Raw genomic sequence first — 20,865 nt, forward strand, 5'->3', positions numbered from 1 at the left:
TCACGCCCCTGCCCGTGCCCGCCGCCGCGGCTGGCGCCGGCGCGCCGGGCGACGACGCGGCTTTCGCAGGCGCACCCGCCGCCACCGTCCGCTCCCGCGGCGGCTCCCCTGTCCGCGACTCGTCTGCGCTGGGCGCGCTGACCGATCCGGCCGACCTGGACGCCGCCATCGCCGCGCACCCCTACGCGCGCCCGAACCGCGTGCAGCTACGCGGCATGCTCACGCCGCTCGAGTACGCCATCACGCAGAACGGCGCCACCGAGCGACCGTTCTCCCACCCCCTCGACGAGGTGTTCGAGCCCGGCATCTACGTGGACGTGGTCACCGGCGAGCCGCTGTTCTCCTCCTCTGACAAGTTCGACGCCGGCTGCGGATGGCCCGCGTTCTCGCACCCCATCGCGCCGTCGGTGGTCACCGAACACGAGGACGTCTCGCAGTCGTGGATGTCCCGCACCGAGGTTCGCAGCCGCGTCGGCGAGAGCCATCTCGGCCACGTCTTCACGGACGGCCCGCTCGAATCGGGCGGCCTGCGCTACTGCATCAACGGCGCCGCCTTGCGGTTCGTCCCCTACGCCGAGATGGACGCCGCCGGCTACGGCTACCTCAAGCCCGCCGTCCGCGAGCGCGCCGCCTAGCGCATCCCCGCGCCTGCGACTGGACGACAGCCCCGCCCCCGGCGCCTGGCCGGGCAAGCCCCCCTTCCCGCGCGCCTCCGAGGCGCCCCCAACGCCTGGCTGGTCGAGCCCCGCACGTCCAGCGCGCCTCCGAGACGCCCAACGCCATCGCGCCCCGCTCCCCGACCTCCGAAAAACCGCCGCCGCCCGCAAATCGGGGCGGTTATGCACCGGCCGGCGCGCCCGCGAGCCGGCCCAGGGCGCCCCGCCCCCGCCAAAGCCCCAGGTCGCCGGATGCCGGGCGCGCCCGAGGACGCCGTGGAGGCGGGAGGGCGGGTGCATAACCGCCGAAATCTGCAGCCAGGGGCCGCTTTTCCAAGGGCGCGCCCCGCACGCCACTCGTCCAGGCCCCGCGTCCCAGTGCCCCCCATCGCCAGCACGTTCCCTGCGCCCCGCAAGCCCACACACCCGCACGCCTCCGGCCCCCGCGCGTCCCATGTCCCCGCCTCCCACGCCTCCGGGGTCTTGCGCGCCCGCGCCCCCGGCCTCCGAAAAACCGCCCCTGTCCGCAAATCGGGGCGGTTATGCACCGGCCGGCGCGCCCGCGAGCCGGCCCGGGGCGCCCCGCCCCCGCCAAAGCCCCAGGTCGCCGGATGCCGGACGCGCCCGAGGGAGCCGTGGCGGCGGGAGGGCGGGTGCATAACCGTCTCGTTTTGCAGCCGCGGGCCGCTTTCCCCGGGGCGCGCCCTTCACGCCGCGCGCCCAGGCCCCGCGTCCCAGTGCCCCCTCATCGCCACCCGCACCCGTGCCAGCCCCCCCCCGCCGCCCACGCACCCCGGCGACGCCCCGACGCCCCGCCCCCGCCCACCCCACGCGCCTAACGCATCGGCTCCCCCTGCTTCACGGACGGGCAACGCCCGGGCGACGGGAGCAACCATGACCGGCGCGCGCACCATACTAGAAGGCAGCACCCGGCCCGAGAGGAGCGCGCCGCGCCGCATGAGGCTCACGGAAAACATAGCCGCCATCTGGCGCGTCTTCACCCGCGACGTGCGGCGTCTGCTGCGCAACCCCGTAGCGCTCATCGTCGTGGCGGGCGTGTGCCTCATGCCCTCGCTCTACGCCTGGTACTGCATAGCCGCCAACTGGGATCCCTACCAGAACACCGCGTCCATCAAGGTGGCCGTGGCCAACTTGGACGAGGGCGCCGACAGCGCCGTGGCCGGCCACCTGGAAGTGGGCGACCAGGTGGTGGAGAAGCTCCACGACAACCACCAGCTGGGCTGGCAGTTCACCGACGAGGAGCAGGCCCGCCGAGGCGTCGAGTCCGGCGAGTACTACGCCGCGCTCATCATCCCGCGCGACTTCAGCGCCGACTTCACGAGCGTCTTCGACGGCAGCTTCACGCAGCCGACCATCGACTACTACGTCAACGAGAAGCTCTCCGCCGTGGCCCCCAAGGTCACCGACGCGGGCGCCACCACGCTGGAGGAGGAGATCAACCGCACCTTCGTCACCACCGTGAGCCAGACGGTGGTCGAGATGGCGCAGAAGGCGGGCACGCAGGTGGAGGACCGCGCCGACGCGGCCACCGGCAGCCTGGCCGACGACCTCACGCGCACGCGGGCCGCCATCGGCGAGACCCGCGCGCTCATCGACGGCACCGCCCCCACGGTGGCGTCCGCGCGCCAGGCCGTGACCAGCGCCGGCGATACGCTGTCGACGCTTGAGGGGGAGCTGCCTCGGCTGGCCGACGACCTCGCGCAGGCCCAGGGCCAGCTCGACGAGGTGCGCGCCGCCGCCCAGACCTACGGCACCAAGCTGGCCGCCGGCATGGCGTCGGGCGCCGCGGCCCTGGGCAAGGCGACGCTTGCGGCCGACGGCGCCATCGGCCAGGCCACGGCCAGCCTCCAGCAGGGCCGGCAGCTCGTGGACACGGCCCTAGCCACCGCGCGCCAGCTGCTGCAGGAAAACGACGCGCTCATCGCGGCCCTCGAGCCCGAGGCGGCCTCCTACCCCCAGCTCAAAGACGCGCTCGACCGCTTGCGCGACGAGGACGCGCGCCTCCAGCAGACCGTCGCCAGCCTGGAGGAGCAGTCCCGCGTCCTCGCCGACGCGGCGACTAAGGCGGATCAGGCGGCCTCCGCCGCCGACCAGGCGCTCGGTCAGGCGGCCGACCAGCTGGACGCCGCCTCGCGCAGCCTCACGGACACCGTGCTGCCCGACGTGGGCCGCAGCCTGGACGCGCTCTCGCAGGCGCTCGGCACCCTGCGCGGCGTGACGACCGCCCTCCAGCCAGAGCTCTCCCGGGCACGGGCCACCCTCGCGTCGCTCGACCAGGTCCTCGGCCAGGCTGACGAGGCCGCCCGCGCCGCCGGCGACTCGCTCGCCGCCGTCCAGGACCAGCTCGACGGCATGCTCACCGACCTGGAGGCCCTGCGCAGCTCATCTTCCGTCGACGAGCTCGCCCAGTTCCTGGGGCTCGACGCCCAGGACATCGGCAGCTTCATGGCCGCGCCCGTCAGCCTCAAGACCGTCGACGTCTACCCAGTGCGCAACTACGGGTCGGGCGTGGCGCCCTTCTACACCAACCTCGCCCTCTGGGTGGCCGGCTTCATCCTCATGGCCATCGTGCGCATCCGGGTGGATCCGGAGGGCCTGCCGCCCCTCACCATCACCCAGGCCTACCTGGGGCGCTGGCTGCTGTTCATGGCGCTCGGCCTGGTGCAGGGGCTCATCGTCACCGTGGGCGACCTCGTCTTGGGCATCCAATGCGATAACCCCGCGCTGTTCGTGCTAGCCGGCGTGGTGACCGTGCTCGTGGACGTGAACATCATGTACGCGCTTGCCTACGCGTTCAAGCACATCGGGAAGGCCGTCGCCGTGATTCTGCTCATCATGCAGATCCCCGGGTCGTCGGGCATGTTCCCCATCGAGATGATGCCGCCGTTCTTCCAGGCGCTCAACCCCCTGCTGCCCTTCACCTACTCCATCGACGCCATGCGCGAGGCCATCGGCGGGCTCTACGGGCTGGACTACTGGGCCGACCTCGGCCGGCTGCTGCTCTTCGTGCCGATAGCCCTGTTCACCGGCCTGGTGCTGGGCCGCTACGCCTTCAACCTCAACCTGCTGTTCGACGAAAAGCTCGGCCGGACCGACCTGCTCGACAGCGAGGATCCCGGCGACGGCACCTGCCGTGAGCGCTTCCGCCTGCGCACCATGATGCGCGCCCTGCTGGAGAACGCGAGCTACCGCACGCAGCTGGCCGACCGCGCCGCGCGCTTCCGCCGCAGCTATCCGCGGCTCATCCGCGCAGGCTGGGTGCTCGTCTTCGTGCAGCCGGTGGCGACGTTCCTCGTGATGCTGGCGGTGCGCGCCGACCTGGAGACGAAGATCGTGCTGATGGCGGCCATGGTGGCCGGCATCATCGTGGTGGACGGCTACCTCATCGCCGTCGAGTACGTGAACGCGCGCCTCGCCTCGCGCCTGCGCCTGAGCGAGCTCGGCCCCGATGACCTGGCCCGCGCGGCCCAAGCCTCCCTCCCCGGCACGGCCCAAGTCGCGGCGGGCACCCCCGCCGGCCCGACGCCCGCCCCCGCGCCTGCCGGCCCCGACGACGAGGAGGCCCGCCCATGAGGAACATCGCGCGTCTCTTCCTGCTTGACCTGCGGCATCTCATGGACAACGCCATCGCCGCCATCGTGGTGGTGGGCCTGGTGCTCGTGCCGCCGCTCTACGCGTGGTTCACCACCGCCGGGTTCTGGGATCCCTACGACAACACCGGCAACATCAAGGTGGCCGTCGCCAACGAGGACGAGGGCTACCAGAGCGACCTCATCCCCGTCAAGGTGAACGCAGGCGAGTCGGTGGCGTCGGCCCTGCGCGCGAACGACCAGTTCGACTGGGTGTTCGTGAGCGAGGAGGAGGCCGTGGAAGGCCTCAAGGCCGGCAGCTACTACGCCGCCATCGTCATCCCTCCCTCGTTCAGCAAGGACCTGCTCACCGTGCTCACCGACCACGTGGAGCACGCCGACATCGTCTACTACGTCAACCAGAAGGAGAACGCCATCGCCCCGCGCGTCACCGGCGCCGGCGCGAGCGCGCTCGAGCAGCAGATAGACGAGACGTTCTCGAAGACGGTGGGCGACGTGGCTCTCGGCACCACGTCCGACCTGATCGGCTTCGTGAACGGCGACGGCATCGCCGCCTACGGAAGCGCGGTGGACGCGCAGCTGGCCCAGGCCGCCGACGAGCTGAGCGGGGCGGCGTCCCAGGCGCGGGCCTTCGGCGCGCTCGTGGGCTCCACGTCCACGCTGGCCCGCGCGTCGGCCGACGTGCTCGGCGGCGCCGACGGCGCGGGCGCAGCCGTCACCCCGCTGCTCGACGAGGCAGACACGGGCATCAACGACGCGACCGAGGCGCTGAAGGGCGCGGCCAGCGCGGCCGACGCGGCCTTCGCCCAGGCCGAGGCCGGCTTCGAGGACGTGGCATCCGCCGTGAACGAGGCGCTCGACGCGCTGGAGAAGGCGCCGGGGGCCGCCCAGGGCGTGCTCGACGCGGCCAGCGGCGACGTGCAGGGCGTCATCGACGCCTACCGCGCCCTGCGCGCGAGCCTTGATCAGGCCGACCCCACAAGCCCGCTCCTTCCCCGCGTCGACCAGGCCATCCTCGAGCTAGCCAATCTCCAGGGGTCGATCATCGACGCCTCCGAGGCCCTCGGCCAGGGCGCCGCGGATGCCGAGAAGGCGCGCACGGAGGTAACTGCCCGCATTGACGAGGCGCGCTCAGCCGTCGAGGATCTGCACGCCTCCTACGACGCGCACCTGCGCGACGAGGCAGCGGCCCTAGCCGACACGCTCGAGCACGTGCGCTCCTCCTCGACCGAGCTGGCCGCGCAGGTGGACGCCACGGCGCGCAGCCTCTCGGAGACCTCGAGCTCCCTCGGCGACAACTTGGACGAGGTGGCCTCCTCGCTCGCCAGCACAGCCGAGGTGCTCGGACGCGCCGCCGACGACCTGGCCGCCGCGCGCACCTCGCTCTCCGCGGCCCTGGCCTCGGGCGACACGGGCGCCGTGCGCGCCATCATCGGCTCCGACCCCGCGCGCATCGCCCAGTTCCTGGCCGCCCCCACCCAGCTCGACCGCCACGCCGTGTGGCCCATGGCCGACAACGGCAGCGCCATGTCGCCGTTCTACACGTCGCTCTCGCTCTGGATCGGCGCCATCTTCATGGTGGCCCTCATGCAGGTGGTGGTGAGCCCGCGCCGCCAGGCCCAGCTCGACCATCCCACGCCCGGCCAGCTCTACCTGGGGCGCTACGGCGTGTTCCTCGTGCTCGGCCTGGCCCAGGCCACCATCGTGGCCACCGGCAACGTCTTCTTCCTCGGCGTGCAATGCGACCACGTGCTGCTCTACTACGTGGCCACGTGGGCCGCCGCGCTCGTGTTCACCAACCTGGTGTACACGCTCACCGTGTCCTTCGGCAACATCGGGAAGGCGTGCGCCATCATCCTGCTCGTGCTCCAGCTGGCCGGGTCGGGCGGCATCTTCCCCGTGCAGATGTCCGCCGAGTTCTTCCAGGCCGTCTACCCGTGGCTGCCCTTCACCCATTCCATGGAGGCCCTCCAGAGCGCCATGGCCGGCATCTACGGCAATCAGTACTGGCAGAGCATCGGCCAGCTGCTGGCCCTGCTCGCGCCGTCGCTGTTCCTCGGGCTCGTGCTGCGCCGGCCCGTCATCCGCCTCAACGACTACGTGCTGCGCAAGCTCGCCGAGACCAAGGTAGTCTGAAGTCAAATACAAGCGTAGAGGTCATTTTTTCTCGCGCAATTACCCTCCCAAGGTAGACTTTGCAAGGCATCGTTATTAAACTGTTATCAACGGAGCCGTCGGGAGAATGCTTCGCCCCGTTCCCCACTCCCGCCCAGACGCAGGCATCGTCGCGCGGGATCGCACGTCTGCGCGCCCGCGCCCCTGCGCCCTCGCGTCATCGCACTGCCGCACTACCGCCCTTCGCACCCTTGCGCCCCTCTCGGAAAAGGGGCGCCGCAGAATAGAGAATCGCCGGATGGCGCGCGCAAGCGCACCCCCCGGAAGGAGCCCTATCATGGAGCAGATGATCGAGTTTTGCCACAAGGTGTTCGACCAAAGCGCTGTCGCGTTCGCGATCGCCCGCGTCCATCTGGACGAGTCCGGCACGAGCGCCGTCGACTTCCGCTATGAGTACCTCAACGCCGCCGCCGGCGCGCTCACCGACCAGCGACCGGAGGACCTGCTGGGTCGCGACGCCTACTCCGTATGGCCGGAGGGCGACACCTCCTGGCTGTCGCGCCTCTACCGCGTCGCCTACCTGGGCGAGACCCTTGAGTTCGAGACGGTCTCGGACTCGTACGGCAGGTTCCTCCGCACGTCGATGCTTCCCGTCGACCACGGGATGTGCGCCCTTCTCATGCACGACGTGTCCGAGTGGGTGGAGCCGATGTGCCCCTCGCTCGAAAACGCCGAGGCCGGGGTGCTCTTCTACGACATGGACAGCCACCTGGTGCAGATACCCGCCACCACCTCGGGCCGGTTCGGCCTGCGCCGCACCTATGAGGGCATCGTCTCCTTCTGCGAGGAGAACTTCGGGGCCGCCTGCGTCGACGACGTGCGCCGCCAGGTGGTCGACTTCCGCGACGCAGGCGGCAGCATTCTCTACGAGGGCCAGCTGGCCGACGGCCGCTGGCTGCGCATCAGCCTGGCCCACGCCGGGCGCCCCGGCATGTTCGCCTTTGGATTCGTGGAGGACATCACGCGCAGCAAGCAGCTGGAGGAGGCGAACGCGCGGCGCATGGGCATCATCGACTCGCTCGGCCGCGAGAACTACGCGCTGTACCTGGCCGACCTCGCGCAGAACACGATGGAGCCCTACCGCATCCGCAAGTCGGCGCCCGACACCGCCCGCTACATGCTGGCCGAGTCGAGCCACTATCAGGAGGGCCTTGAGACCTACATCGACACCTACGTGCACCCCGCCGACCGCGAGCGGGTGCGCGCGGTGCTGCTCATGCCCCACGTCCGCCAGCAGCTCAAGGCCCTGGGCGGCGAGGTCTCAGTCACCTACCGGCGCATCCTCGAGGACGACACCGACTACATGCAGATGCGCGTGCTCAGCCTGGCCGACGGCAGCGACGAGGTGGTCATGGCCGCCCGCGACGTGAGCGCCGAGACGCGTGAGCAGATGCGGCAGAAGGCCCTGCTCCAAGATGCGCTCACCCTGGCGCAGAACGCCAGCAACGCCAAAAGCGCCTTCCTCGCCAACATGAGCCACGACATCCGCACGCCCATGAACGCCATCACCGGGTTCGCGAGCATCGCGCTCGGGCACATGGACGAGACGGCCCGCGTGCAGGATTGCCTGGAGAAGATCCTGGCGTCCAGCAGCCACCTGCTGAACCTCATCAACGACATCCTCGACATGAGCCGCATCGAGAGCGGAAAGGTGGAGATCAACGAGGAGCCGCTGAGCCTGCGCGGCCTAGCTGACGAGCTGCGCGACCTGTTCCAGGGCCAGGCGGCCGAGCGCGGGCTGAGCCTGAGCATCGACTTCTCCGCCATCCACGACGACGAGGTGCTCGGCGACCCGCTGCGCCTGAGCCAGATCCTCGTGAACCTCATCGGCAACGCCGTCAAGTTCACCGAGCCCGGCGGCGCCGTCGCCGTGCGCGGCTGGCAGCGTCAGGGCGCGCCCACCGGCTACGGCTCCTACGCCCTGTCCGTCAAGGACACGGGCCGCGGCATGAGCCCGGAGTTCCTCGACCGCATCTTCGAGCCCTTCGAGCGCGAGGTGCCCGACAACGTCCCCAAGGTGGAGGGGACGGGCCTGGGCATGCCCATCACGAAGAACCTCGTGGACATGATGGGCGGCCGCATCGCCATCACGAGCGCCCCGGGCGAGGGGTCGGAGTTCGTAGTGGAACTTGACCTGCGGCTGCCCGATGGCGCAAGCAAGCACGCGAGCACCCGGCACTGGTCGTCGCGCGCGGTGCGGCGCGACCCGGCCCGCTTCCGAGGCAAGCGCGTGCTCGTGGCCGACGATGACGACCTGTCGCGCGAGATCATGCAGGCCATCCTCCAGGAGCAGGGACTCGTCGTCGACGCCGCCGAGGACGGCGACGCCGCCGTGGAGATGGTGGCCGCCGCCGAGCCGTTCACCTACGATGCCCTGCTCATGGACATGCACATGCCGCACCTGGGCGGCACCGAGGCAACCCGCGCCATCCGCGCGCTTGAGCGCGACGACGTGGGCGCGCTGCCCATCATCGCCGTCACCGCCGATGCCTTCGAGGAGGATCGCCGTGCCGCCATGGCCGCGGGCATGACCGCCCACGTCTCCAAGCCCCTCGACCTCCCCCGCCTCATCGCCCTTCTCGACGAGCTCCTCTAGCCTCTGCCGCCCCCGTGGCGCGCGCCGCGCGGCATAGGCGCCGTGGGCCGCGCCTCGTGCGCGCCGCGTGGCATCACCGGCCCGCAGCGCCTTTCGCGCGCCATGGGACCCGCGGCGCCTTCGCTCGCGTGCCAGCGGGACGCGGCCCCTACGGTCCGCCGCCCTCCCGTCACCTGGCGGAAGCGCGCCTGCGCGGCGCGATCCCGCCCCGCTTCCGCGCCCCATGTTTTATCATGTACCCCAGGTAAAACGGACGGAAGGCAGGTTCCATGGTTTCACGCGTGTACGTTGAGAAGAAGCCCGGGTTCGACGTGGAGGCGCGGCAGCTGGCCGACGAGCTGCGCGGCATCCTGGGCATCGAGCGGCTGGAGGGGCTGCGCCTGGTCAACCGCTACGACGTGGAGGGCGCGAGTCGCGAGCTGTTCGAGTCCTGCGTGCCCACCGTGTTCAGCGAGCCGCAGTCCGACACCGCCAGCTTCGAGCTGCCCGACGCGAACGGCGCGACCGTGTTCGCCGTGGAGTTCCTGCCCGGCCAGTTCGACCAGCGCGCCGATTCCGCCAGCGAGTGCATCCAGCTCATCAGCCAGGGCGAGCGCCCGACGGTCCGCTCCGCTACGGTCTACCTGCTGGAGGGCCCCCTCACCGACGAGGACGTGGCCGCCGTCAAGCGCTACGTCATCAACCCGGTGGAGGCCCGCGAGGCGTCGCTCGACACCGTGGACACGCTGGCCGTGGACTATCCGCAGCCCGACCCGGTGGAGGTGGTCGAGGGCTTCCGCGAGCTCAGCCGCGAGGAGCTTGCCGCCTTCATCGCCGAGCGCGGCCTGGCCATGGACCTGGCCGACATCGTCTTCTGCCAGGAGTACTTCGCCGAGGAGCAGCGCGACCCCACCATCACCGAGATCCGCATGATCGACACCTACTGGTCCGACCACTGCCGCCACACCACCTTCGGCACCGAGCTCACCAACGTGACCATCGACGACGACGCCGTGCGCGCCGCGTTCGAGCGCTACCTGGAGCTGCGCCACGAGCTGGGACGCGACGCCAAGCCGGTGTGCCTCATGGACATGGGCACCATCGGCGCGCGCTGGCTCAAGGCCCGTGGCATCATGACCGGCCTGGACGAGTCCGAGGAGATCAACGCCTGCACCGTGAAGGTGAAGGTGGACGTGGACGGCGAGGAGCAGGACTGGCTCTACCTATTCAAGAACGAGACCCACAACCACCCCACCGAGATCGAGCCCTTCGGCGGCGCGGCCACCTGCGTGGGCGGCGCCATCCGCGACCCGCTCTCCGGCCGCAGCTACGTCTACCAGGCTATGCGCCTTACGGGCGCAGCCGACCCGCTGGCACCCGTGAGCGAGACGCTGCCCGGCAAGCTGCCGCAGCGCAAGCTCGTGACCACCGCAGCGGCCGGCTACTCCTCCTACGGCAACCAGATAGGCCTGGCCACCGGCCAGGTGAACGAGCTCTACCACCCCGGCTACGCCGCCAAGCGCATGGAGATCGGCGCCGTGGTGGGCGCCACCCCGGCCGACCACGTGCGCCGCGAGACGCCCGCGCCGGGCGACGTGGTGGTGCTGCTGGGCGGCCGCACGGGCCGCGACGGCATCGGCGGGGCCACCGGCTCGTCCAAGTCGCACACGCTCGAGTCCATGGAGACCTGCGGCGCAGAGGTGCAGAAGGGCAACGCGCCGGTCGAGCGCAAGATCCAGCGCCTGTTCCGCCGTGGGGACGCCTGCCGCATGATCAAGCGCTGCAACGACTTCGGCGCCGGCGGCGTGTCGGTGGCCGTGGGTGAGCTGGCCGACGGCCTGCAGATCAACCTGGACGCCGTGCCCAAGAAGTACGAGGGCCTCGACGGCACCGAGCTGGCCATCGCCGAAAGCCAGGAGCGCATGGCCGTGGCCCTGGCTCCCCAGGACGTGGACGCGTTCATCGCGCTGGCCCACGAGGAGAACCTGGAGGCCACACCCATCGCCGTGGTCACCGAGGAGCCGCGCGTGCGCATGGACTGGAACGGGGAGCGCATCGTGGACGTGAGCCGCGCCTTCCTGGCCTCCAACGGCGCCCCGAAGGCCCAGGACGTGGCCGTGGCAGCCGGCGGCACCTGGGAGGCGCCTGCCGCCTGGGGCCACGCTGGCGACCCTTTGGCCGAGCGCCTGGAAGCCGTGCTGACCGACCTCAACGTGGCGTCGAACAAGGGACTGGCCGAGCGCTTCGACGCCACCATCGGCGCCGCCACGGTGCTCATGCCCTTCGGCGGCCAGCACCAGCTGACGCCTGCCATGGCCATGGTGGCCAAGATGCCCGTGGACGGCGAGACCACCACCTGCTCCGGCCTGGCCTGGGGCTTCAACCCGTACCTGAGCAGCGCCAACCAGTACCAGGGCGCCTACCTGGCCGTGGTCGAGTCGGTGTCCAAGCTGGTGGCCGCGGGCTTCCGGCGCGAGGACGCCTACCTCACCTTCCAGGAGTACTTCGAGAAGCTACGCGACGAGCCGGGCCGCTGGGGCCGTCCCGTGGCGTCGGTGCTCGGCGCGCTCATGGCGCAGCTTGACTTGGGCGTGGGCGCCATCGGCGGCAAGGACTCGATGTCCGGCTCGTTCGAGGCGCTCGACGTGCCGCCGACGCTCGTGTCGTTCGCCACGGCCGTGGGGCCGGTGTCGCGCGTGACGTCGCCGGAGTTCAAGGGCGTCGGCCACCGCGTGCTGTGCCTGGCGCCGGCGCCGGCCGAGGGCGCGGCGGGCGCAGGCGGGCTGGTGCCCGATGCTGCGTCGCTGCGCGCGGTGCTCGACGCCGTGGAGGCGCTCGTGGGCGCCGGCGACGCGCTGGCCGTGTCCACGCCGGGCTACGGCGCCGGCGCGGAGGCGCTGTTCAAGATGTGCGTGGGCAACGGCCTGGGCGTGGCGCTCGCGCCCACATTCGCCGCCGACGCGCTGTTCACGCCGGCCTACGGCAGCTTCTTCGTGGAGCTGGCCGACGGCGCCGCCGTGCCCGAGGTGGGCGCGAACGCAGCCGTGGGCGTCATCGGCGAGACGACGGCCACGTTCGCGCTGGTCGCCAGCGACCAGGAGGTGGCGCTCGCGCCGCTCCAGGAGGCCTGGGAGGCGCGCATGGAGCCCGTCTTCCCCTATCGCACGCCGGCTGCCGAGCGCGCCGAGCTGCCGACAGTGCCGCAGGTCAGCTACACCGAGGGCGTCGGCGCCGCCTACCATGGCCCAGCGCTTCTGGGCGAGGCGGGCAAGCCGCGCGTCATCATCCCCGTGTTCCCCGGCAACAACTGCGAGTTCGACTCCGCCCGCGCCTTCGAGCGCGCAGGGGCGCGGGCTTCCACGCTGGTGGTGAACAACCTGACGCCGGCCGCCGTGGCCGAGAGCACCGAGGCGTTCGTGCGCGCCATCGGCGAGAGCCAGATCGTCATGATCCCCGGCGGCTTCTCCGGCGGCGACGAGCCCGACGGGTCGGCCAAGTTCATCACCGCGTTCTTCCGCGCGCCCGCCGTCACCGAGGCCGTGCGCGACCTGCTGCAGCGCCGCGACGGCCTGATGCTCGGCATCTGCAACGGCTTCCAGGCGCTCGTCAAGCTGGGGCTCGTGCCCTTCGGCGACATCCGCCCCATGGACGAGGAGTGCCCCACCCTCACCTTCAACAGCATCGGCCGCCACCAGAGCCGCCTCGTGCGCACGCGCGTGGCGTCCAACCTGTCACCGTGGTTCAGCGCCTGCGAGGTAGGCGACATCCACACCGTGGCCATCAGCCACGGCGAGGGCCGCTTCGTGGCGCCGCCGGCCGTGCTGGACGCGCTGGTCGCCGGCGGGCAGGTGGCCACGCAGTACGTGGACGCCGCAGGCACGCCGTCAATGGACCTGGCCGTCAACCCCAACGGATCGCTGCTCGCCATCGAGGGCATCACGAGCCCCGACGGCCGCGTGCTCGGCAAGATGGGCCACACCGAGCGCATCGGCGACGCCGTCTACAAGAACGTCCCCGGCAACAAGTGGCAGCCCCTCTTCGAGGGAGGCGTCGCGTACTTCAAGTAAGTCGCACGCGCAGGCGGGGGCGGCCCATGGCCGCCCCCGTTTTTTGTTGCCCGCACCCGGTGCCTGCCAGCCGCGTTCGACACCGCACCGCGCCCGCTCCGCCGTCCCCGTGCCGCCCGTCGCGCTCCGACGCCGCCCAGCCGCACCCAGCGCTTGCCCCTTCGCACGCGCGCTCGGCACCGCCCTGCGCCCGCCCCGGCGTCCCTGTACCGCCACCACGCCCAATGCGCCTCAACGTCGCCCGGCGCGCCCAGCGCGCCCAGTACGCCCAGTACGCCTCAAGTCGCTCAGCGCCAGCCGCCGCGAGCCCGACTGCCACTTTTCCGCGCGAAACTGGCACTCATCGTCAGTTTGGTACGGTTCTGGGCCTCCCAATGCGGCCCTTTGACGAATTCGCTCGATGCCGACCTGGGCTTTTGCATCCAACCCGATCACGCGCGCCTCGCTGGAGGGGTTTTGACCGTACCAAACTGACGATAAGTGCCATCAGAAGCTCAAAACGTGGCATTCACCCATCAGCCCGGAGCAAATGAGCCGCGTCTGCCCTTTGGCGAGCATCCAGCAGGAGCCCCCGAAGCCGACCCTTGGCCATCTGCCCTTGCGGTTGAGATCCGCGGACACGCTGGCCAAGGGCCCGCGCCAGCCCGCTCGCCAAGCCGTCCATGGCCGCCTCGCTCTTTATCTCGGCGTTGGTAAGCGTGACGACGTCGATCCCCAGGTGCTTCAACACGTTACGCCTCTTGGAATCTGCCACGTAAGCCGGCAGCCCCGCGTGGAACTGGTCGCTCTCGTACTCGAGCGCGACGTTTGCCTGCGACCAGAGCAAGTCGCAGCGGAGGCTCCTCTTGCCCAGGATCCTCCGACTCGCCTCATCGAGCAAGACGACTCCGTTCAGCTCCGGACGGCGCAGCCCGTAGCCGCCCAGACGGGGAGGCAGCGTGAGGAGCATCGCCACGTGCGCCTCGCGCGGCGACGCTGCCCCCGCCAGCACGAGGGACGCAGCGCGAACCGCCTTCTCACGCCCGCGGCTGCGCACCGCGGCGCGCGCAAAGCGCTCCAACGTCGCGGGCGCGACGGCCGGCAGGCAAGGGCAGAAGCCACTCCCCCGGCTGTAGGTGAATCCGCCGCAGAGCTCATAGCCCAATTCAACCAGGTGCTCCAAGCGCAGATCAGGCGCCAGCTCAAGGAAGAGCATCGCCGGCGAGCTCACGTAGACCCCCTTGAGCACCCTGACGTACGATCCCCGCTCCCCTCCACGGTGCCAACGGTGCCGCATCAGCCCCTGCGCCTTCGCGCGGCGCGCTCCCTCGGGAACCGACACGTGAAGCTCATCATCGCCCGGAAGCGCCACGTGCGCGGCATCCCGTATCTCCAAGAGGCTCGGCGCCATGCCTGCGTATTGATCGGCGCGAACCGCCATGGGGCGGCAGTGGCGAAACTCGCGGTAGCGGCGCCAGAAGGAAAGCGCGCTCTGGTGAGTGAAGTAGACAGACATGGGCTCCTCCGCTCCAAACAGGGACACATGCCCCCACCCTAGCGGCCCCTCGCTACGCCGCGTCGTCCAGCCGTCAGCGGGGCGGGACTCGGGCAACACGGCCCCCGCCCTCCCCCGTCGGCGCCGCGGCAGCAGCCCCTCCGTCGCAATGCCCTGCCAGGCGGCGCCCCGTCAATCGCAACACCATACCAGCGCGGCGCCACGCCAAGCGCGGCCCCCGACCTCTCCCGCACGCCCGCAAACAGCGGCCCTTCTGCCACAGCGCCCTGCCAAGCGGCGCCCCATATCCTCTCAGCCTCGCCGAAACGAAGCCGCAGGGCGCGCCCCAAGGTCGCCAGAACGTGCCCCCGCCTCCTCTGCCGTGCGCTCCGCTCGACGCATTCGCCCCGCCGATCGCCTACGCCAGCCAGCCGCCACAACCGCCCCTCGCGTCCGCCAGCCGCCCGCGCCCGTGCCCGCTGGCGTCGGCAGCCTACGCTCGCCCCGGGCGCACGGGCTCCTCGTGCCAAGCAGGGGCGCCGTCGGACGTCTGCGCTCGCCCGAACGTCGTGTAGCGGTCGGTGAGGGAGTCGTACTTCAGCACCGGCACCACGCCCGACCTCTCGGTGGAGCCGTCCAGGTAGAAGTGCGCCTGGCCATCCCAATACACGCGGTTCTCGCCGCAGAGGCCGTAGGTGCCCACATGACCTGCGACGATATCCTTCGGGAACGACCCGACGCTAGCCGGCACCTTCCCCAGGAAGTACCAGTCCTCGCAAGCCACCCGCCACAGGTCCCCAGCTTCCTCGTCAATGCCGGCATGGACGAAGATCTGCCGCTCGGTCTCGTAGAACAGGGGCAGATCGCGCAGCCATCGCCGCGTCGTGGGCAAGAGCGCATCCCCGCAAGCCTCCAAGTAGGCGTCCTCGTGGTTGCCCTTCAGCACCACCACCTGGCCGGGATGCGCCTCCTGCAGCCGGCGGATGCGGTCGAACCACTCCGGCGCCTGCCAGTCGTGGTCGATGTAGTCGCCGCACAGCACCAGCATCACGTCAGGATCGTCCAGATCCACCAGGGACAGCGCCTCCTCGAAGGGCGCCTCCTGGCCGTGGATGTCGCTCATGGCATAGATGATCAAGCAGAACCTCCCTCTCATACAACCTGGCAGCCAACCGCGAGCAGGGCGTCCGATGCGCAATCGGAAGGTGCGTCGCGCCGGCTCCGCGCGCCGCCGAGCCGGGCGCGCCGCACACCCGGCGCAGCCCCGCGCGACCCCGCGTCCGCCGTGCCGTCAGCCTACCTCCAAGCCCGCGCCCGTCTCGGGGCTCAGCTCCACGATGCCCTCGAACAGGCACGAGAAGCGCCCGTCATAGAGCCCCGCCGAGTCCTCGTGGAAGTGCCCGAAGTACCAGTACCGAAAGTCTATCTCATCAACGAGGCGCCGCAGCCACTCAGTCAACTCGTCAGCCTGGGAAAACTGCGCGCTCACGATCTCGTCGATCACCTGGGTGGGACAAGTGTGGGACAGCACGACGTCAACGGCGCCGCCGACGGCCGCCAGGTTGGCGCACGCCTCGTCATACTCGTCAGGCTCGGGCATCTCCTCGGGCCACCAGCTGATCCCCTCGATGCGATGGGCCCAGTCCGGCGAGTGCGCGCCGCCCATGGCGAAGAAGCGCAGGCCGTCGATGTCGAACACCTGCCCGCGCATCAGGTGGATCAGCCGGTCTGAGATGCGGTTCACCAGCCCGCCGTGCCAGCGCTCCGCCTCCAAGGCCCGAAGCGTGTCGTGACTCTCGTGGTTGCCGTCGATGAACAGCACCGTCCACGGCAGCTCGGTCAGGGCGTCGATCACCTCCTGATCACGCGCGTCGTACGCGGGCAGGTCCCACGTCTGCGTGCGCCAGATGCACGCCACGTCCCCGACGATGATCAGGTAGTCATCGGCCGTCGGGCGCCAGTCGCGCCCCTCCCAGGCGGCAGCGCGCAGCTTGTCGATGTCGTACAGTCCGTGGGTGTCCCCCGTGAGGTAGACGGTCATGAGGCTCCTCTCAGTCGTGGGGCAGGCGCACGCCCGCCCCCGTCCCGCATGCAAGCTCCGCCAGCATCAGGTTGCCGCGTGCGATGATGCAAGCGTTCATGCTCATCAGGCACGCGAGGACGTCCCGCCGCCCCTCGGGACGCAGGTAGCCGAAGCCATGCCCCGCGAAGAACGGGCGCACCGCGTAGCCGTCATCGACGTAGGGCTGGAGGAAGTTCTGCCGAACGAACGCGCGCCAGCCCTCCTCCGCCCGTCCGAAGGAGTTGAGCCACCGGCCGCACGCCGCCAGGACGCCGGCGTTGAGCGGCGTGTCGGGCACGGCGGCGTCCTCGGGCGCCTGATGCTGCTGCTTGGTCAGGTACCAGTCGCGAACGAAGATGAGCGTGAGGTCCCAGTAATCCATCGTAGACCAGTAGCGCCCCGCGTTGAAGCCCTTCTGGCAGGGAATGAGGTTGCCCAACGTGTGGCTGAGGCGGGCGAAGATCCGCAGCTGAGCCATCACCTCCCCATCCACCGATCCGTGGAAGGCCTCCCCATCATCCAAGATGGCAGGGATGTCACCCTGCACGACCTCGCGAGAGAGCGCCTGCTTGTAGGTGGTCCAGAAGCTGTTCATCACATCGCCTCCGGAAAGCTCGCAGGCCACGCGCCGCGCCTTCGCGACGGTCACGTCAGGGTACGCATCATACGGAAAGTACGGGGGGATGAGGAGGAATTGGACGTGCCCCTCGCGGCTCCCCAATTCCTCGACGCGGTAGCCCCACAGCGCCTCGTAGAGGCGCGCGACCGCCTCCGGGCCGCGGGCGGTGGTGCAGTAGGGCCGCCCCCGGTTCCAAACCCAGAAGGCGGAGCCGTCGCAGTCGTAGGAGCCCGAGCCGCGGCTCTTGTAGGCGAGCACCGCCTCGATGGGATCCCGCGCATCGCCGAACGCGTCGCCGAAGAACGCCTCCTTGAGGTCGGGGAAGCGGCGGTCGACGTCCTCCAGGGCGATGGCGCCGCCCGCAAGGGCCGTGCGAACGGTGCCGTAGTCAGTCGAGGCAAGGGGGTCGGTCATGGCAGCAGTCCTTTCTCGTGGGGGTCTTCGGGGAGGCGGGCGGAACCGGCGCCCTATGCGGCCAGGAATCCGACGGGACGCGCTCCGGAGCCGACCGGCACGCCGCCCCTGGCGAAGTCCTCAGGCTCAAGCGCGATCAGGCGCTCCACCGGCAGCTCGCCGACGGCGCGCCCCTCCCGGGCAGCCTCCGCGGCCAGACGCGTGGCCTGGGCGAGAAGCGCCTCCTCCAGCAGGTTGCGCGCGTAGCGGGCGTTGCCGAAATTCGGCTGCGCCGCCGCCTTCGCGAAGAGGCCCCGCGCGCGCTCGGCCGCACCCTCGGCCAGCGCAAAGCCCTGCTTGCGGGCCATCAGCCGCAGCACGTCGACCAGCTCGTCGACGCCGTAGTCGGGAAACTCGATGTGCGTGCGCACGCGGGAGGCAAAGCCCGGATTGGCGGCGAACAGCTCGTCGATCTCGCGCGTGTAGCCCGCGAAGATCACCACCACGTCCTCGCGCAGCTTCTCCATCTGATCGACGAGGGCCGTGACGGCCTCCTCGCCGTAGCCGCCATGCTGGTTGTCGTTGAGCGCATACGCCTCGTCGATGAGGATGACCGACCCCTTCGCGCGGCTGAACAGCGCGGCCACCTTGGGAGCCGTGCCGCCGATGTAGGACGCCACCAGATCCTGCCGGCCACACTCGTAGAACTCGCCCACCGAGAGCACGCCCTCCTCCTTCAGGATACGGCCAATCAGCCGCGCCACCTCGGTCTTACCCGTGCCCGGGTTGCCCTTGAAGGCCAGGTGCAGCGGGACAAACGGCGCGTCGATGCCCGCATCGCGCCGCGCCTTCTGCGCCCTCATCAGGTCGAGCCACGTCGACACGAGCTGCTTCACCTCGGCCAACCCCACCAGATCAGCCAGCTCCTCGCGAGCGCTGCGGGCCGGCCTGGCCGCCACCGTGCCCACGTCGTCAGGCAGAAGCAGGCTGAGCGTCTCCTCGGTGTAGCCCTCGGCGGGCGCCTTGCGGGCCAGACGCGTCTGCTGGCGCCCGCAGGCGTCCTCGAACAGCTTGCGCACGAACCGCGCGTTGCCCTCGTCGTCGCGCCTGCCGCCGCGGGCCAGCAGGTCGCGCACACGCGCGAGCGTCTCCGGCGGCACGGTCAGCCGGGCGCGTCGCGCCATCAGCTGGAAGATCTCCAGCTTCTCGGCGTCGGAGTAGCTGGGAAAGCGCAGGCAGAAGCCCACGCGCGAGCGGAACCCGGGGTTGGTGAGGAACAGCTGCTCCATGTCGGCCTCGTACCCAGCCAGGATGACCACCACCTCGTCGCGGTACTGCTCCATGGAGGCGATGAGCGACGCCACCGTGTCGCCGTAGCCGATCAGGCTGTAGGCCTCGTCGATGAACAGCACCGACCCGCGCGCCGCCTCGAAGGCCTCGTTGACGTTGAAGAGGCGCGCACCCGAGCGCACGACCAGGCGGCCCTCGCTCAGCACGCGCTGCTCACGCAGGATCTCGGCGTACAGCTGCGCCACCTCGGTCTTGCCCGTGCCCGGCTCGCCAAGAAACGCCAGGTGCATCGAGAACGGCCGCGCCGGAAGCCCCGCCAGGGCGAGCTCGCGATTCATTCGAACGCGCGCCAGGATGTCGGCGACGTGCCGCTTCACGTCCGCCAGCCCCACGAGCGCGTTCAGGCGCTCCAGGGCGCTCTGGCCCTTCGCCTGCCGGCGGGCGAGGGAACGCTCGGCCACCGGCTCATAGGAGGGAAACCGCTCGTGGGTGAGCTTGTCGCGCCGCCACTCCTCGTAGAGCGCCCCCAGGTCGGAGAACGAGCTGTCCTCCAAGCGCGCGTCCACGAGCGCCGCCAGCTGGGCGTCGGGCGCAAGCCCCTCGTCACAGGCGCGCTCCTCAAGCACCGCGCGCACCGCGGCGGCACCCATGGCCTGGATGCTCGGCACCGCATCACGGCGCAGCTCGACCCACGGCACGGCAAAGCGCGACTGGATGCGCTGCTTCAGCGCGTCGGCGCCCTCGGGAATGACCATGACCACCTGCACGGTATGCGGGTGCCGCGCCAGCGCGTCCAGAAGGCGCGTGAGCAGCTGGTAGGGATAGCTGGCAAAGGCGCCGCCCTCGTCGAACGTGCCGTAGCGGATGACGAGCACCATACCCTCGAGCGACTCCACGAGCGCATCGTTCATGCAGCTGAGGAAGTACTCATCTGTGCTGCGCTTCTTCTCGCCGCTGTGGAACTTGTCGAGGTCAAAGGTGATGGCGCAGGCGGATGGCACGCGCCCCTCCTCCTTCAACGAGAACAGCAGCGCATCGAGAGCCGGACCGTACTCATGGACGTTCATTCCCTCGATGAGGTAGTGGGCGGGCAGGAACGGCTGAGTCGGGGACGCCGGAGTGCCGACCGGTCGATCCCCCGTCGACCGAGCCGCGCCCTCGCCGGCCGCCGTGCGGCCCATGCGCTCCAGCTCCTCGGCCAAGCAGCGACTGTAGCGCGTGCCCTCCACCGGGTCGTGAGGCGCCCGCCCGATGGGCTTGTCGTCCACGCAGCCCACCTCCTGCAAGAGCGTGCAGAACTCGTTCGCACCCAGAACCTGGGAAAACCGCCGCACCGCAACGCCTCCGGCGTAGGGTGTCTCGCCGAAGCACTCCCGATAGGTCGAGTCCTCGATCGCACGCACCCGCACGGTGCCCTCCACGTCCCAGTCACGACAGGCCTCCACAATGCAGTCCTCAAGGTCGGCCAGATCATAGCGGGGATTAGCCACTGCCGCCAAGATGCGGAACTGCGTCTCGCCATCGCCGCGCCTGAAAGAGCTCCGGTCATCGTCGGAAATGAGGAAGAGCCTGTTCCCCCAGGACTTGAACGGATGCTCGTCGTAGAGCCAAGTGCCCCTCATGTCAGCATCGGTGACGCAGGTAACCCTGTAGAACCTCATGATCGCCCCTCCTCCTCGTTCGCCCGTGCCGCGCGAATCGCCGGCGGCCTGACCGCCGCCTTTCGGTGTTCACCCATGCTATCAGGGCGTGACCAGGCAAAACAGACGCCGTCCTTGGCCGAAGAAGCGGTAAACCGGCAACGTCGCTGACGGTTTTCATCAGCGTTTTCACCAGGGCTGGGAGGGGTGTTGCGAGAGATGGCGCTGGCGAGCCGCGACAGACGGAGGGCGGACGTCGGCGACGGAAACGCGAACGAGTGCGATGGGGGTCGGGGGGTCGGG

10 protein-coding genes are annotated in these 20,865 nt (G+C 70.3%); 5 read left to right on the plus strand and 5 right to left on the minus strand.

Features of this window, described 5'->3' with window-relative positions; all coding sequences use genetic code 11:
• The 5 genes from msrB to D1643_RS05705 all read left to right on the plus strand — a co-directional run.
• Positions 1–635: peptide-methionine (R)-S-oxide reductase MsrB (gene msrB, locus D1643_RS05685; RefSeq protein WP_236643407.1), on the plus strand; the 635-nt coding region annotated here is incomplete at its 5' end.
• A 978-nt stretch (positions 636–1,613) separates the two neighbouring features.
• Positions 1,614–4,250, plus strand: coding sequence for a YhgE/Pip domain-containing protein (locus D1643_RS05690; RefSeq protein ID WP_160709512.1), 2,637 nt, complete (start codon positions 1,614–1,616; stop codon positions 4,248–4,250).
• Positions 4,247–6,403 carry a YhgE/Pip domain-containing protein gene (locus D1643_RS05695; protein WP_160709514.1) on the plus strand — a complete coding sequence of 719 codons (2,157 nt, stop codon included), beginning with the start codon at positions 4,247–4,249 and terminating at the stop codon, positions 6,401–6,403. Before D1643_RS05690 ends, D1643_RS05695 begins: the two co-directional genes overlap by 4 nt.
• Positions 6,404–6,719: 316 nt before the next feature.
• Complete coding sequence (locus D1643_RS05700) at positions 6,720–9,038, plus strand: ATP-binding protein (RefSeq protein ID WP_160709516.1); 2,319 nt, start codon at positions 6,720–6,722, stop codon at positions 9,036–9,038.
• A gap of 269 nt (positions 9,039–9,307) precedes the next feature.
• Positions 9,308–13,084 (plus strand): phosphoribosylformylglycinamidine synthase, encoded by a 3,777-nt coding sequence (locus tag D1643_RS05705; RefSeq protein WP_160709518.1) that lies wholly within the window; start codon positions 9,308–9,310, stop codon positions 13,082–13,084.
• A gap of 508 nt (positions 13,085–13,592) precedes the next feature.
• Here D1643_RS05705 and D1643_RS05710 read toward each other — a convergent pair.
• The 5 genes from D1643_RS05710 to D1643_RS05730 all read right to left on the minus strand — a co-directional run bounded on the left by D1643_RS05710 (position 13,593) and on the right by D1643_RS05730 (position 20,583).
• The gene (locus tag D1643_RS05710) at positions 13,593–14,579 is read right to left on the minus strand and encodes a hypothetical protein (protein WP_160709520.1); all 987 of its coding nucleotides are present in this window, start codon (positions 14,577–14,579) and stop codon (positions 13,593–13,595) included.
• A 472-nt stretch (positions 14,580–15,051) separates the two neighbouring features.
• A complete protein-coding gene (locus D1643_RS05715; protein ID WP_201750987.1) occupies positions 15,052–15,696 on the minus strand; it encodes a metallophosphoesterase in 645 nt (214 codons plus the stop codon).
• Between the two features lie 153 nt (positions 15,697–15,849).
• The gene (locus D1643_RS05720) at positions 15,850–16,599 is read right to left on the minus strand and encodes a metallophosphoesterase (protein ID WP_160709524.1); all 750 of its coding nucleotides are present in this window, start codon (positions 16,597–16,599) and stop codon (positions 15,850–15,852) included.
• A gap of 10 nt (positions 16,600–16,609) precedes the next feature.
• Complete coding sequence (locus D1643_RS05725) at positions 16,610–17,653, minus strand: hypothetical protein (protein WP_160709526.1); 1,044 nt, start codon at positions 17,651–17,653, stop codon at positions 16,610–16,612.
• 53 nt (positions 17,654–17,706) lie between these two features.
• Positions 17,707–20,583: an AAA family ATPase gene (locus D1643_RS05730; protein WP_160709528.1), complete on the minus strand. Its 2,877-nt coding sequence runs from the start codon at positions 20,581–20,583 to the stop codon at positions 17,707–17,709.
• Between the last annotated feature and the right edge of the window lie 282 nt (positions 20,584–20,865).

Origin of the sequence: Enterorhabdus sp. P55, assembly GCF_009911695.1 — a bacterium.
GTDB lineage: Bacteria > Actinomycetota > Coriobacteriia > Coriobacteriales > Eggerthellaceae > Enterorhabdus.